At 64.6% G+C, this 13,599-nt stretch carries 16 protein-coding genes; 14 read left to right on the forward strand and 2 right to left on the reverse strand.

The annotated features are described in order from the left end of the window. Positions 1 to 63 precede the first annotated feature (63 nt). Positions 64 to 1,080, forward strand: a complete 1,017-nt coding sequence (locus YU3_RS0106120) for a zinc-binding alcohol dehydrogenase family protein (protein ID WP_027165421.1) — start codon at positions 64 to 66, stop codon at positions 1,078 to 1,080. Between the two features lie 73 nt (positions 1,081 to 1,153). Here YU3_RS0106120 and phnF read toward each other — a convergent pair whose 3' ends face one another. After that, positions 1,154 to 1,897: a phosphonate metabolism transcriptional regulator PhnF gene (gene phnF, locus YU3_RS0106125; protein ID WP_027165422.1), complete on the reverse strand. Its 744-nt coding sequence runs from the start codon at positions 1,895 to 1,897 to the stop codon at positions 1,154 to 1,156. 124 nt (positions 1,898 to 2,021) lie between these two features. Between phnF and phnG the strand changes: the two genes are divergently transcribed. The 3 genes from phnG to YU3_RS0106140 are packed head-to-tail and all read left to right on the forward strand — an operon-like array spanning position 2,022 to position 4,211. Further along, positions 2,022 to 2,483 (forward strand): phosphonate C-P lyase system protein PhnG, encoded by a 462-nt coding sequence (gene phnG, locus YU3_RS0106130; protein ID WP_027165423.1) that lies wholly within the window; start codon positions 2,022 to 2,024, stop codon positions 2,481 to 2,483. Beyond that, positions 2,483 to 3,094 (forward strand): phosphonate C-P lyase system protein PhnH, encoded by a 612-nt coding sequence (phnH, locus tag YU3_RS0106135; RefSeq protein ID WP_027165424.1) that lies wholly within the window; start codon positions 2,483 to 2,485, stop codon positions 3,092 to 3,094. Before phnG ends, phnH begins: the two co-directional genes overlap by 1 nt. Before the next feature lies 1 nt (position 3,095). Further along, the gene (locus YU3_RS0106140; RefSeq protein WP_027165425.1) at positions 3,096 to 4,211 is read left to right on the forward strand and encodes a carbon-phosphorus lyase complex subunit PhnI; all 1,116 of its coding nucleotides are present in this window, start codon (positions 3,096 to 3,098) and stop codon (positions 4,209 to 4,211) included. 2 nt (positions 4,212 to 4,213) lie between these two features. Here the strand turns inward: YU3_RS0106140 and YU3_RS40405 are convergent, their stop codons facing one another. Next, positions 4,214 to 4,387, reverse strand: coding sequence for a hypothetical protein (locus YU3_RS40405; RefSeq protein ID WP_156913365.1), 174 nt, complete (start codon positions 4,385 to 4,387; stop codon positions 4,214 to 4,216). 59 nt (positions 4,388 to 4,446) lie between these two features. Between YU3_RS40405 and YU3_RS0106150 the strand changes: the two genes are divergently transcribed. The 10 genes from YU3_RS0106150 (at position 4,447) to phnE (YU3_RS0106200) (ending at position 13,516) form a co-directional block, all read left to right on the forward strand. Continuing rightward, positions 4,447 to 5,328 (forward strand): alpha-D-ribose 1-methylphosphonate 5-phosphate C-P-lyase PhnJ, encoded by an 882-nt coding sequence (locus tag YU3_RS0106150; RefSeq protein WP_027165426.1) that lies wholly within the window; start codon positions 4,447 to 4,449, stop codon positions 5,326 to 5,328. After that, entirely contained in the window at positions 5,325 to 6,101 is a 777-nt protein-coding gene (gene phnK, locus YU3_RS0106155; protein ID WP_027165427.1) for a phosphonate C-P lyase system protein PhnK, read from the forward strand. Before YU3_RS0106150 ends, phnK begins: the two co-directional genes overlap by 4 nt. A gap of 208 nt (positions 6,102 to 6,309) precedes the next feature. Next, entirely contained in the window at positions 6,310 to 7,017 is a 708-nt protein-coding gene (gene phnL / locus YU3_RS0106165; protein WP_027165428.1) for a phosphonate C-P lyase system protein PhnL, read from the forward strand. Continuing rightward, the gene (locus tag YU3_RS0106170) at positions 7,014 to 7,628 is read left to right on the forward strand and encodes a DapH/DapD/GlmU-related protein (RefSeq protein ID WP_027165429.1); all 615 of its coding nucleotides are present in this window, start codon (positions 7,014 to 7,016) and stop codon (positions 7,626 to 7,628) included. The genes phnL and YU3_RS0106170 overlap by 4 nt, the downstream gene beginning before the upstream one ends. Positions 7,629 to 7,847: 219 nt before the next feature. Next, positions 7,848 to 8,333, forward strand: coding sequence for an N-acetyltransferase (locus tag YU3_RS0106175; RefSeq protein ID WP_245273434.1), 486 nt, complete (start codon positions 7,848 to 7,850; stop codon positions 8,331 to 8,333). Positions 8,334 to 8,400: 67 nt separating this feature from the next. Then, positions 8,401 to 9,111: a DUF1868 domain-containing protein gene (locus YU3_RS0106180; RefSeq protein WP_027165431.1), complete on the forward strand. Its 711-nt coding sequence runs from the start codon at positions 8,401 to 8,403 to the stop codon at positions 9,109 to 9,111. A gap of 116 nt (positions 9,112 to 9,227) precedes the next feature. After that, entirely contained in the window at positions 9,228 to 10,085 is an 858-nt protein-coding gene (gene phnC / locus YU3_RS0106185) for a phosphonate ABC transporter ATP-binding protein (RefSeq protein ID WP_027165432.1), read from the forward strand. Between the two features lie 141 nt (positions 10,086 to 10,226). Continuing rightward, positions 10,227 to 11,135: a phosphonate ABC transporter substrate-binding protein gene (gene phnD / locus YU3_RS0106190; protein ID WP_027165433.1), complete on the forward strand. Its 909-nt coding sequence runs from the start codon at positions 10,227 to 10,229 to the stop codon at positions 11,133 to 11,135. A 55-nt stretch (positions 11,136 to 11,190) separates the two neighbouring features. Then, positions 11,191 to 12,147, forward strand: a complete 957-nt coding sequence (gene phnE, locus YU3_RS0106195; protein ID WP_027165434.1) for a phosphonate ABC transporter, permease protein PhnE — start codon at positions 11,191 to 11,193, stop codon at positions 12,145 to 12,147. 1 nt (position 12,148) lies between these two features. Beyond that, the gene (gene phnE / locus YU3_RS0106200) at positions 12,149 to 13,516 is read left to right on the forward strand and encodes a phosphonate ABC transporter, permease protein PhnE (protein WP_027165435.1); all 1,368 of its coding nucleotides are present in this window, start codon (positions 12,149 to 12,151) and stop codon (positions 13,514 to 13,516) included. The last annotated feature ends 83 nt before the right edge of the window (positions 13,517 to 13,599 follow it).

A 13,599-nucleotide genomic window follows, 5' to 3' on the forward strand; every position in this document is an offset into this window, starting at 1 on the left:
TGAAACTTCCGCGCCGGCCCCGCCAGACCGAGGCCGGCGCGCTTTTTTTGCTTCGGATTGCCCATGAAAGCCGTTGTCTGCCGATCGCCCGGCGAGCTTGTCCTCGAAGACCGCGCCGATCCCGGTGCGCCTCCACCCGGCTGGGCGCGCGTCGCGGTCAGCCATGTCGGTATCTGCGGCACCGACTACCACATCTTCGAAGGCAAGCACCCCTTCCTGGCCTATCCGCGCATCATGGGCCACGAGGTTTCCGGCACGATCGTCGAGACGGGTGAAGGCGTCGAAATCAGCGTCGGCGAACCGGTGATCATCAATCCCTATCTGGCCTGCGGCAAATGCATTGCCTGCCGGCATGGCAAACCGAATTGCTGCGTCAAGATCGAAGTGCTGGGCGTGCACCGCGACGGCGCCATGTGCGACGAGATCCTGGTGCCGGCGCAAAACCTTTATCCGGCAAACGGCCTGTCTCTGGCCGACGCCGCCGCGGTGGAATTCCTGGCCATCGGCGCGCACGCGGTGCGCCGATCGCTTGGCATGCCCGGTGCGCGCACGCTGGTGATCGGCGCCGGCCCGATCGGTCTCGGCACGGCGATCTTCGCGCGCATCGCCGGGCTCGATGTCAGCCTGCTCGACATGAGCGCCGAGCGTCTCGGCTTCGCCGAAAAGGAACTCGGCTTTGCCGCGCTCGACAGTTCGAAGGCAACGGCTGCCGAACTGGTACGGCAGGCAACCGCCGGCGAAGGTTTCGACCTTGTGTTCGACGCGACCGGCAACACCCAGTCTGTGCAGTCGGCTTTCGCGCATGTCGCGCATGGCGGCACGCTGGTGCTGGTCAGCGTCGTCAAGGACGACATCGCCTTCTCCGACCCCGAATTCCACAAGCGCGAGATGACGCTGGTCGGCAGCCGCAACGCGCTGAAGGCGGATTTCGAGCATGTGGCCGCCTCGATCCGCAACGGCGCCGTGCCGTTGAGCAAGCTCGTCACCCATCGAACCACGCTCGCCGGGACGCCGCGGGATCTCGCCAGATGGACGCATGAGAAGTCGGGATTGATCAAGGCCGTCATCGAGGTCGGGTGAAGCCGAGACGGAGTGGGGGAAGACGGTCCTCAAACGCCAAGCCGCTGACAAGTAAGCGCGATCGAGATCGGCTCTACAACGCCGACAGCCTCAGCTCCACCCGCTCCGCGGGAAAGCGCGACTCCGCGAACTGGATCGGCTGGCCGTCGAGCGTGACGTTGACCGCGACGGTGACCAGCACGATGGCGCCGGGCTGCAAATCGAGCGCGGCAAGGTCGTCGGCATCGGCATGACGTGCCGACAGCACCGTCGAGTGTCTCAGATAGTCGTTGATGCCGAAGCGCTTGAGCGAGGCGGTGATCGACCCCGTCTCGGCCATGGCGGAGTCGATGCCGGTGAAGCGCTCGGCATCGAACCAGGTCGTCGCGCGCGACACCGGGTGACCGTCGGCCTCGCCGCGTGTCTCCAGGCGGATGACGGCCGCGCCCTTCGCAATGCCCAGCGCCTCGGCGATACGCCGGCTGGCCGGCTCTGTCGATGACGACAACAGCGCGATATGCCGCTCGGTCGTCTGCCCCTGCAGCCCGGTCGAGAAGCGCGTGCGCGCGCCGATCGGATAGGACAGCCGCTTGCGCGACAAGACGAAGGTGCCGCGCCCCTGCTCGGCCTTCAGCACGCCTTCCTGCACAAGTGCTGCAATGGCACTGCGCACCGTATGGCGATTGACGCCGTAGCGCGCCGCCAACATGACTTCAGGCGGCAGCGCCGCGTTCTCGAGGAAATCGCCACTCGCGATCCCCTGCAAGATCCTGTCGGCGATCTGCCGCCACAGCGACACGCCGTTGCGTCTTTCGATGCTGCCCGCCAGTCCGATCACTCACCGCCCCCAAGCAATTTCCCGCGCCTGTCATCCACCCGTCATGGACTCTCGTTACGAAATAAGTATAATTTGTATAGTTGTCTATATCAATAGACAAATTTCGATATGCAGGAGCGATGCCATGCGAGGACAGGAAGCGCGCGAGCAGGCGGGGCGGAAGGCCTTGATGGCGACGCTGGCGCATGCCTCGGCCGATGAGATCGCCCGCCTGTGGAACGAGTCCGGCCTGCCTTCCGAGGCCGAGCTGTTGCGCGGCCCGGAGACCGGACTGGTGACGGTGCGCGGTCGGATCGGCGGCGGCGGCGCGCCCTTCAATGTCGGCGAGGCGACCGTCACCCGCGCCACGGTGCGGCTGCCGACCGGGCAGGTCGGCCATTCCTATGCGCTCGGCGGCGACAAGGGCAAGGCCAAGCTGGCAGCCATTGCCGACGCGCTGTGGCAGGACCCGGCGCACCGCGAGGCGGTCGAGACGAAGCTGGCCGCGCCCTTGCGCACGGCGCTCGATGCGGCGCGCGAGACGCGGCGTGTCGAGACGGCTGCCACGAAAGTGGATTTCTTCACCATGGTGCGCGGAGAGGACTGATGGATATCGCCACGCAATCGATCGACGGCGGTTTCGCCGAGCCGGTCTTCAACGCGCAAGTCGTCTTCCGCGCCATCATGGACGCGATGGCGCGCCCTGGCACGGTCCAGACCCTGCAGCAGCTCGCCCATCCGCCGGCGCCGTTGTCGGCAACGGCCGGCGCCGTGGCATTGGCGCTCTGCGACAACGACACGCCGCTTTGGCTCGATTCGCCGCTGCAGGCCGAAGCTTCCGTCAAGGCCTGGCTCGGCTTTCACACCGGCGCGCCCCTGGCCAACACGCCGGCCGACGCGCATTTCGCCTTGATCGCCAAACCGGCGGAAATGGTGGCGCTCGACGGTTTCTCGCAAGGCACGCAGGAATATCCCGACCGCTCGACGACGCTGATCCTGCTCACCAGCGATCTCGGTTCCGGCCCGACGCTGCTGCTCGAAGGCCCCGGCATCGAAAAGACGTCGATGATCGCGCCGACCGGCATGCCGCGCCATTTCGTCGAGCAATGGAAACAGAACAACCAGCGTTTCCCGCGCGGCGTCGACATCATCCTGGCGGCGCCAGGCCAACTCGCCTGCCTGCCGCGCACCACCCGCATCAAGACGATGGAGGCATGACATGTATGTCGCGGTGAAAGGCGGCGAAGCCGCCATTGCCAACGCCCATCGCCTGCTGGCCGATCGCCGCCGCGGCGATCGTTCAGTGCCGGCGCTGCGCCTCGACCAGATCGTCGAGCAGTTGGCGCTCGGCGTCGACCGGGTGATGAGCGAAGGCTCGCTCTATGATCGCGAGTTGGCTGCTTTAGCCATCGTCCAGGCGCGCGGCGACATGATCGAGGCGATCTTCCTGGTGCGCGCCTACCGCACCACGCTGCCCCGTTTCGGTTATACCAATCCGGTCGATACCGGCGCGATGCAACTCGAGCGGCGAGTGTCGGCCACCTACAAGGACCTCCCCGGCGGGCAAGTGCTCGGCCCGACCTTCGACTACACCCACCGCCTGCTCGATCCTGAGCTTGCCGCTGGTGCCAAGGTCGAAACACCGGCGCAGCGTCCGGTCGAGGCCGAAGCGATGCCGCGTGTCTCCGCGATCCTCGCCCATGAAGGCCTGATCGAAGCCGACGGCGACATGCCGCTCGACCATGTGCCCGGAGACATCACGCGCGAGCCGCTGCAATTCCCGATGGCGCGCGACATCCGCCTGCAGGCGCTGTCGCGTGGCGACGAGGGTTTTCTCCTGGCGCTCGGCTATTCGACGCAGCGCGGCTACGCTCGCAACCATCCTTTCGTCGGCGAGGTGCGCTTCGGCGAAGTCGAGTTGGAGCTGGAGGTTCCGGAACTGCCTTTCGCCGTGCCGCTCGGCTCGATCCGCGTCACCGAATGCCAGATGGTCAACCAGTTCAAGGGTTCGGCCAAGGCGCCGCCGCAATTCACCCGCGGCTACGGCCTGGTCTTCGGCCAGAGCGAGCGCAAGGCGATGGCGATGGCGCTGTGCGATCGCGCGCTGCGCGCCGGCGAGCTCGGCGAGGATGTGATTGCCGCCGCGCAGGACGAGGAGTTCGTCATCTCGCATTCCGACAATGTCCAGGCGACCGGCTTCGTCGAGCATCTGAAGCTGCCGCACTATGTCGACTTCCAGGCCGAGCTCGGCCTCGTTCGCCGCATGCGCGCCGAATACGAGGCGCGGGAAAACGAGGACAAGACCGCCGAGGAAAAGCGGGAGGCGGCGGAATGACCCTAACGCCCGCCGCCACCGAACCACAAGCCGATAAAACCACGCGCGCCAGCAACGGTCTCGCCACGTGGAGGCGCCTTTGGCGCGGGCAGGACCATCTTCCACAGCACAAAGGCCACGATGCCGGCAAACAACAGCAGCAGCACGCCAAGATGCAACCAGCCGGTGGAGTCCATGTGGGCCCGCTCCCGCGTCTTAAGCACCAATTTCTTACCACAGAGCGGACGTGATCGCCATGACCGACATCGCTACCTATAACTTCGCCTATCTCGACGAGCAGACCAAGCGGATGATCCGCCGCGCCATCCTCAAGGGCATCGCCATTCCCGGCTACCAGGTGCCTTTCGCCTCGCGCGAGATGCCGATGCCCTATGGCTGGGGCACCGGCGGCGTGCAGGTCACCGCCTCGATCATCGGCCCGGATGATGTGCTGAAAGTCATCGACCAGGGCGCCGATGACACCACCAACGCCGTCTCGATCCGCGCCTTCTTCAAGAAGGTCGCAAATGTCGCTGTCACCACGGAGACGGCGAAGGCCACCATCATCCAGACCCGCCACCGCATCCCGGAACAGCCGCTGACGGCCGGCCAGGTGCTGGTCTTCCAAGTGCCGATCCCCGAGCCGCTGCGCTTCCTCGAGCCGCGCGAGACCGAAACGCGCAAGATGCATGCGCTGGAGGAATACGGGCTCATGCATGTGAAGCTCTATGAGGACATCGCCAGGCACGGCCGCATCGCCACCACCTATGCCTATCCGGTCAAGGTCGAGGGCCGTTATGTGATGGATCCTTCGCCGACGCCGAAATTCGACAATCCGAAGATGCATCGTTCGCCGGCTTTGCAATTGTTCGGCGCCGGCCGCGAGAAGCGCATCTACGCGGTGCCGCCTTTCACCGATGTTGTCAGCCTCGATTTCGAGGATCATCCGTTTGAGGTGCAGACCTTCGACCAGCCCTGCGCGCTCTGCGGCGCCGAGAATGTCTATCTCGACGAGGTCATCCTCGACGACCATGGCGGCCACATGTTCGTCTGCTCGGACACCGACCACTGCGAGAAGCGGCGTGAAGAAGGCCATCGCGGCCACCTTTCCCCCGAGACGATGGAGCCGGCCGAATGACCGACGAACCGCTGCTGCGCGTCTCGGCGCTGTCCAAATTCTACGGCTCGCGCGTCGGCTGCGAGAACGTCACCTTCGACCTCTGGCCGGGCGAGGTGCTGGCGGTGGTCGGCGAGTCCGGCTCCGGCAAGACGACGCTGCTCAACTGCCTGTCGACCAGGCTGCTGCCGTCTTCCGGCACGGCGAGCTACCGCGTGCGCGATGGCCAGTGGCGCGAGCTTTACCGCATGAGCGAGGCCGAGCGCCGCTTCCTGATGCGCACCGACTGGGGCTTTGTCCACCAGAACCCGGCCGATGGCCTGCGCATGACGGTGTCCGCCGGCGCCAATGTCGGCGAAAGGCTGATGGCGGTCGGCGACCGCCACTACGGCAAGATCCGCGCCACCGCGGTCGACTGGCTGTCGCGGGTCGAGATCGACGAGGATCGCATCGACGACGAGCCGCGCGCTTTCTCCGGCGGCATGCGCCAGCGCCTGCAGATCGCCCGCAACCTGGTGACCGGACCGCGCCTGGTGTTCATGGACGAGCCGACCGGCGGCCTCGACGTTTCGGTGCAGGCGCGCCTGCTCGACCTGTTGCGCGGGCTGGTCACCGATCTCGGCCTTGCCGCGATCGTCGTCACCCATGACCTCGCCGTCGCGCGGCTCTTGTCGCAGCGCATGATGGTGATGAAGGACGGCCGCGTCGTCGAAAGCGGCCTCACCGACCGCGTCCTCGACGACCCGCGCGCGCCCTACACGCAGTTGCTTGTTTCTTCGATCCTGCAGGTGTGATGATGGCGCTTGAACACCCCCCTCTGGCCTGCCGGCCATCTCCCCCTCAAGGGGGGAGATTAGCAGCTTTCATGCCCCGCTCGTTCTGCAACGCGGGCGAGTGGCGAAACCGAATGCGACAGCCGATCTCCCCCCTTGAGGGGGAGATGCCCGGCAGGGCAGAGGGGGGTGCTGTCCCGCTAACGAATGATGATTGGAGCACCTTCTGATGGCCACGCCACTCGTTGTCTCCGATGTCGAGAAAAGCTTCACCATGCATCTGCGCGACGGTGTCACGCTGCCGGTGGTGGCGGGCGTCTCCTTCTCGATCCGCGCCGGCGAATGCGCCGTGCTCGGCGGCCCGTCCGGCGCGGGAAAGAGCTCGATCCTGAAGATGCTCTATGGCAACTACGCCGTCGATGAAGGCCAGATCATTGTTCAGCACGAGAACGGCCTGATCGATCTCGCCAGCGCCAGCCCGCGTACTGTACTTGCCGTGCGCCGCCGCACCATCGGCTATGTCAGCCAGTTCCTGCGCACCGTGCCGCGCGTCTCGGCGCTCGACGTCGTCGCCGAGCCGCTGGTCGAGCGCGGCGAGGACAGGGAGGCGGCGCGAGCGAAGGCTCGTTCGCTGTTGGCGCAGCTCAACCTGCCGGAAAAGCTTTGGGCCCTGCCGCCCGCGACCTTCTCCGGCGGCGAGCAGCAGCGCGTCAACATCGCGCGCGGCTTCATCACCGAGCATCCGATCCTGCTGCTCGACGAGCCGACTGCGTCGCTCGATGCGAAGAACCGCGATGTCGTGGTCGAGCTGATCGCCGCCAAGAAAGCGGCGGGCGTCGCCTTGCTCGGCATCTTCCATGATCTGGACGTGCGCGACGCTGTCGCCGATCGCGTCATCGACGTCACCGCTTTCGCCGCAGGCAAGGTAGCCGCATGATGAAGCTTTCGGAAACGCCGCTGATCCATCCGACGGCGCAGGTCGAGAACTCGACGCTCGGCCGCTGGACCGAGATCGCCGAGCGCAGCCGCGTCGCCGAATGCGAGCTCGGCGACTATTCCTACATGATGCAAGACTGCGCCGTCTGGTGCGCGACCATCGGCAAGTTCTCCAACATCGCGGCAAGCGTGCGCATCAACGCCACCAACCACCCGACCTGGCGGCCGACGCTGCACCACTTCACCTACCGCGCTTCCGATTATTGGGACGACGCCGAGCACGAGAGCGAATTCTTCGCTCAGCGCCGCGCCAAGCGCGTCACCATCGGCCACGACACCTGGCTCGGCCACGGTTCGACGATCCTCCCCGGCGTGACCGTCGGCGACGGCGCGGCGGTCGGGGCGGGTGCGGTGGTGTCGAAGGATGTCGCGCCCTACACAATCGTCGGCGGCGTGCCGGCAAAGCCGATCCGTGAGCGCTTCGACCGCCGCACCGCCGAACGCTACCAGGCTTTAGCCTGGTGGGATTGGGACCATGCAAGGCTGCGCGCCGCGCTCGATGATTTTCGGGAACTGCCGGCCGAAGCGTTTCTGGAGAAACACGGCGGCTGAAGACGGGCGTGTTTTCGCGTGTGTCCATGAACATGCGCATATGCTAAAATGAGGTATGTTTGAGGGGTTCATGCAGCCCTTGCGAAAAGACGTGCCGGCCCGCCGACAGCCGCTGCGGAGCCGGGAATGGTGACTGCCTTTGTGGTCCTGGTCTTTCTCCGCCGTATCCTTGCCGCTATTTGGTTCTGATCCGTTTCCATCTCGCGCGAGACCCTGCCCGTGCCGATCATTCGTCCCGCCACACCGGCCGACACAAATGCGATCTGGTCCATTCTCGAACCTGTCCTGCGGGCCGGTGAAACTTATGCGCTGCCCCGCGACTGGAACCGCGACCAGGCGCTGGGCTACTGGTTTTCCGATGGCCACGACGTGTTCGTGGCCGAGGAAACCGGCGACGTGGCAGGCTGCTACTATCTCCACGCCAACCAGCGCGGTGGCGGCGCGCATATCGCCAATTGCGGCTACGTGACATCGGCCGCATCGACCGGGCGCGGCATTGCGACCGCGATGTGCGAGCATTCCTTGCAGCGGGCCGTCGAACTCGGCTTCCGCGCCATGCAGTTCAACTTCGTCATCAGCAGCAACGAGCGCGCGGTGAAGCTGTGGCAGCGGCTCGGCTTCGACATTGTCGGCACGATCCCGCAAGCATTCGACCATCCGCGGCTCGGCTATGTCGATGCGTTCGTGATGCACCGCATGCTGTAGACATATATGGGTTTCACATCCTTGACACATGAGTCGGACACGAGACGATCTCCCCCAGGAGATCGCCATGCTCGACACAATCAGACCCTCGCTCGCCGGATTCTTTGAAGGCACCAACCCGGCGCCGCCCACGCATCTCGGCACCCGTTACGACGCGTCGGGCAACTTCCTCCTCGAACCCGGCAACACGGTCGTCTGCCATCTGGTCGAAGGCTCGCCTTCGCAAGCAGCAATTGTCGAGGTACGCGAGCGCATGCTCGCAATGCCCGATGCAGATCGCCTCGCCTTCACGCCGATCTCCAGCCTGCACATGACGCTCTTCCAGGGCATCATCAAATACCGGCGGCGCCTCCCCTACTGGCCTTCGGACGTGCCGCTCGACACCGACATCGACGGCATGACCCGCCTCTATCTCGAACGGCTGCAAGGCTTCGAGAGTCACGATCCCTTCAAGATCAAAGTTGTCGAAGTCGTGCCGACCGGCCTCACCGTCGCCGGCGCCACCGAGGAAGACCGCAGGATCCTGAAAGCCTGGCGCGACGCGCTTTCGGTGCCGTTCGGCTACCGCCACCCGGACCACGACGCCTATGTCTTCCACGTCACCTTCGCCTACCAGATCCGTCGGCTCGCCGACGAACGCGCGGCCGCCTGGCAGGATCTGTTCGACGATTGCCTGTCGTTCCTCGAACGCGAGGCTTCGGTGATCGAATTGCGCCCGCCGGCCTTCTGCAGCTTCAAGGATATGAAGCATTTCGAGGAATTGCTTATCCTGGAGTAACCCCGCCAAGCCTGTGGGCGGTAACAAAACTGACATCAATCCGACACCCCAGCTTCACGTGCCTGCGCTAGCGAAGGTTAACAGACCTTCAAACGGCGACGGACTGGAGTTTTGGTATGTCAGCATCATCGGCCTCGCTCGAAATCCGCGGCGTAACCCGACGATTTGGCAAGAACACCGCTGTCAGCGACATCAACATTTCCATACCGCGCGGCCAGATGGTCGGCATCATCGGCCGTTCCGGCGCCGGCAAGTCGACGCTGCTGCGCATGATCAACCGGCTCATCGATCCCAGCCATGGGTCGATTTTCTTCGACGGCGCCGAGGTGTCGAGCCTGCAGGGTTCGCCGCTGCGCCGCTGGCAGCGCGACTGCGCCATGATCTTCCAGCAGTTCAACCTGGTGCCGCGCCTCGACGTTTTGACCAATGTCCTGCTCGGCCGCCTCAATCACCGCTCGACGGTTTCCAACCTGCTCGGCATGTTCACGCGCGTCGAATGCGCCGAGGCTGTCGCCGCGCTCGAGCGCCTCGACATCGCTCGCACCGCATTGCAGCCAGCCGGCACGCTGTCCGGCGGCCAGCAGCAGCGCGTCGCGATCGCCCGCGCCATGATGCAGCAGCCGAAGGTGCTCTTGGCCGACGAGCCGATCGCCTCGCTGGACCCGCTCAACGCCAGGGTGGTGATGGACTCTCTGCGTGATATCAATCTGCGCGAAGGCATCACCGTCGTCACCAACCTGCACACGCTGGACACGGCGCGCGCCTATTGCAACCGCATCATCGGCATGGCCGCCGGCAAGGTCGTCTTCGACGGCGCTCCGGAAGACCTCGACCGCGACGCCGTGCGCACTGTCTACGGCGCCGATGCCAGCGGCGCCGAGATCTCCGAAGCCATCACGTCGACCAGCGTGACCATCAGGCCGAAGATCACCGCATCCGCCGGACCGCTTGAACCAGCCTTCCCTGGCTACTGAGTCCACCGCCTCGAGCCGATGGCTCGAGCCAATCGTGGATTTCAGCAGAGCAACCCGGATCGCCCGCCAGCGTCAAAGGCAAGACTTGGAAAAATCAGAACGCCGCCGGCGCGCAGCCGGAACAACAGGAGAGAGATCAAAATGTTCAGGAAGATGGTTTTTGGAGCAGTTTCGCTGCTCGCCATGGCGGCAAGCGCCGCGCACGCCGCTGACATCAAGGAGTTCCGCGTCGGCATCCTCGGCGGCGAGAACGAGACCGATCGCTTGCGCAACTACCAGTGCCTCGCCGACCATTTGAAGTCGGAATTCGGCTTCGAGAAGGTATCGCTGTTCCCGGCCGCCGACTATGACGGCGTGATCCAGGGCCTGCTCGGCGGCACGCTCGACTTCGCCGAGCTCGGCGCATCCGGCTACGCCAGCGTCTATCTCAAGGACCCGAAGGCGGTCACCCCGATCCTCACCACCAAGCAAACCGACGGCTCGACCGGCTATTATTCGGTTGGCCTGGCGCTGAAGACGTCCGGCATCACCGACATCAAGTCGGCCAAGGGCAAGAAGCTCGGCTACGCCGATCCGGACTCGACCTCGGGCTACCTGATCCCGCTGACCCAGATTCCGAAGGACACCGGCGCCTCCAACGAGACCTATTTCGCCTCGACCCAGTTCAACGGCGGCCACGAAAACAACGTTCTGGCCGTGCGCGACGGCAAGGTCGACGTTGCCGTGGACGATTCCTCTGGCATCGGCGACTTCAAGAACGGTTACACCTCGGGCACCTTCCACAAGGAAGTCGCCAAGGGCGCCGTCGACCCGAACGATTTCGTCGAAGTGTGGCGCTCGGGCCTGATCCCGAACGGCCCGCTGGTTGTGCGCACCGCGCTCGGCGACGACATGACCGCCAAGCTCACCGCCTTCTTCACCGCCCTGCCGGCCAAGGACAAGGCCTGCTTCGAAGGCGTCGAGGGTGGCGATTTCACCGGCTATGTTCCGGTGAAGCCGGACTTCTACAGCGTCATCGTCGAGGCCCGCAAAGCCGCTATCGGCGGCTGACGGCATCAGAAAAGGGCGGCGTGGTGAAACGCCGCCCTTTTTGCATGTTCCAATCATGACAGTCTCGGCGACAATCCATTCCGAAGCCACCCGGCAGCAAGCCAACGCCTGGCGGCGCCAGACCTCGCTGCGCCGCTTCTACACCGCGCTCGGCATCGCGCTGCTGCTTGTCGCCATGTGCGCCACGATGTGGTTCGCCGACGAGGCCAATGCCGGGCATTTCTTCGACCGGCTGCCGCATATTCTCGACTTCCTGAGCTGGCTGGTACCGAAGGACTGGAGCGATGTTTGGCGGGCGCTTTTCGATATCGCCTCGCCGAATGACAAGGGCACGCAGGAGTTCAACTTCCCGCTTGGCCGCGTCTACGTCTGGGGCGGCTTCTATATCCCTGAATATTTCGAGCTGATGCTGACCACGGTGAACGTGGCGCTGGTCTCGACCTTCATCGGCTTCGTGTTTGCCGTGCCCTTCTCCTTCATCGCCGCGCGCAACCTGACGCCGAGCCCGGTCCTACGGCTTGTCGTCAAGCGCTTCATGGAATTGCTGCGCGCCTTCCCCGAGATCGTCATCGCCGGCCTGTTCGCGGCCATCGTCTCGATCGGCCCGGTCGCCGCCATCATCGCCATCGGCCTGCATTCGATCGGCGCGCTGGGCAAGCTTTTCTACGAGATCAACGAGAACATCGACATGCGTCCCGAGGAGGGCCTGCGCGCGGTCGGCGCCAACTGGTTCGAGCGCGTGCGCTTCGCCGACCTGCCGCAGGTGCTGCCCAATTTCATGTCCTATACGCTGCTCCGGATCGAGATCAACGTGCGCATCTCGACCATCATGGGCGCGGTCGGCGGCGGCGGCATCGGCGAGGAGTTGAAGCTTTCGATCTCGCGCGGCTTCGGCGCCAAGACGCTGGCGCTCGTGCTGCTGCTCTTCATCACTATTTTCCTCGTCGACCAGTTCTCCGCCTGGCTGCGCCGCAAGCTTGTCGGCGAGCAGGCTTTCCTGATGAGCGCTTGATATGGCTGCTATGACCGCCGACGAAATCAGCGCGATCGAACGACGCTTTCCGGACGTATTCCACCGCCCTGCCTACAAGCGCTTCTGGCCGCTGTTTCTGATCGCCGGCACGGTCCTCTATCTCGTTTACGCCTTGTGGTTCTTCAGCCTGCCGCAGGTGCTGCGTGAGTCGCATTGGGAGCGCCTGCCGCTCTTCCTGTCGCAGTGGATCAGCTACGACCTGCAGCCGGAATTCCGTCTCGACCAGCCGCAGATCACGCCCAAATATCCGCGCTTCTCGGCGCTCGGCGAAAACCCCAATCCCGATTGGGTGATCAAGAACCCCGACGGCACGTTCACGGTTCAGATCGACGGCGATGCAAAGTCCGTCACCTTCGACAAGACCAGGGCGACGATCACCCACGATGGCGTGACTGTGCCGATAGCGCTGACCGGCGGCAAGCCGGTCGTCACCGGTCCGGTGCCTGACTGGGTGACCGTCCATGACGATGAAATCGTCGCTAGGATGGGTTTTGCCGGCGAGGTGCGCGTCACCGTCGACCGTGTCAAGGTGCGCAAGCGTTTCCTCGGCTGGGCGAACTTCGTCTTCGACACGCGCTCGCCCTTCTTCGGCAAATCGGCCGGCGAAGTGATCTCGCTGATCGTCTCGGGACCTGAGCTCCGGCCCGGCACGTCGAACCTCGCTCTTGCCGCCGACAACATCTGGAACAACGCGCAGTGGCAGCATGGCGACGTCTGGACCAAACTGTTGCAGACCATCGTCATGGCGTTCCTCGGCACGCTGCTCGGCGGCATCGTCGCCTTTCCGCTCGCCTTCTTCGCCGCCCGCAACATCACGCCGAGCGGCCTGCTCAGCCAGGTGCTGAAGCGCTTCTTCGATTTCATGCGCTCGGTCGACATGCTGATCTGGGCGCTGTTCTTTACCCGCGCCTTCGGCCCCGGACCGCTGGCCGGAAGTGCGGCGATCTTCTTCACCGAGATAGGCACGCTCGGCAAAACCTATTCCGAGGCGCTGGAGAACATCGACGACAAGCCGCGCGAGGGCGTGGCCTCGACCGGCGCCAACGGCCTGCTGGTGCAGCGCTACGGCGTGCTGCCGGAAGTGGTGCCGGTCTTCATCAGCCAGACGCTCTACCAGTGGGAATCAAACACCCGCGGCGCGACCATCATCGGCGCCGTCGGCGCCGGCGGCATCGGCCTGAAATTGTGGGAAGCGATGCGCACCAACTCGAACTGGGCCAACGTCTTCTACATGGTGCTGTTAACGCTGATCGTCGTTTTCATCTTCGACAACATCTCGAACTTCCTGCGCCGCAGGCTGAGCCGCACGCTGCATGATTACAATCGGCTGCAGGCTGCGCAGGGTTAGCTCGTACGCCGTGATATGACATCTCACGACAGGTCGGCCGGACAGCACCCCCCTCTGTCCTGCCGGACATCTCCCCCGCAAGG

The organism is Mesorhizobium sp. WSM3224 (assembly GCF_000427725.1).
In the GTDB taxonomy this organism is placed as follows: Bacteria; Pseudomonadota; Alphaproteobacteria; order Rhizobiales; family Rhizobiaceae; genus Mesorhizobium.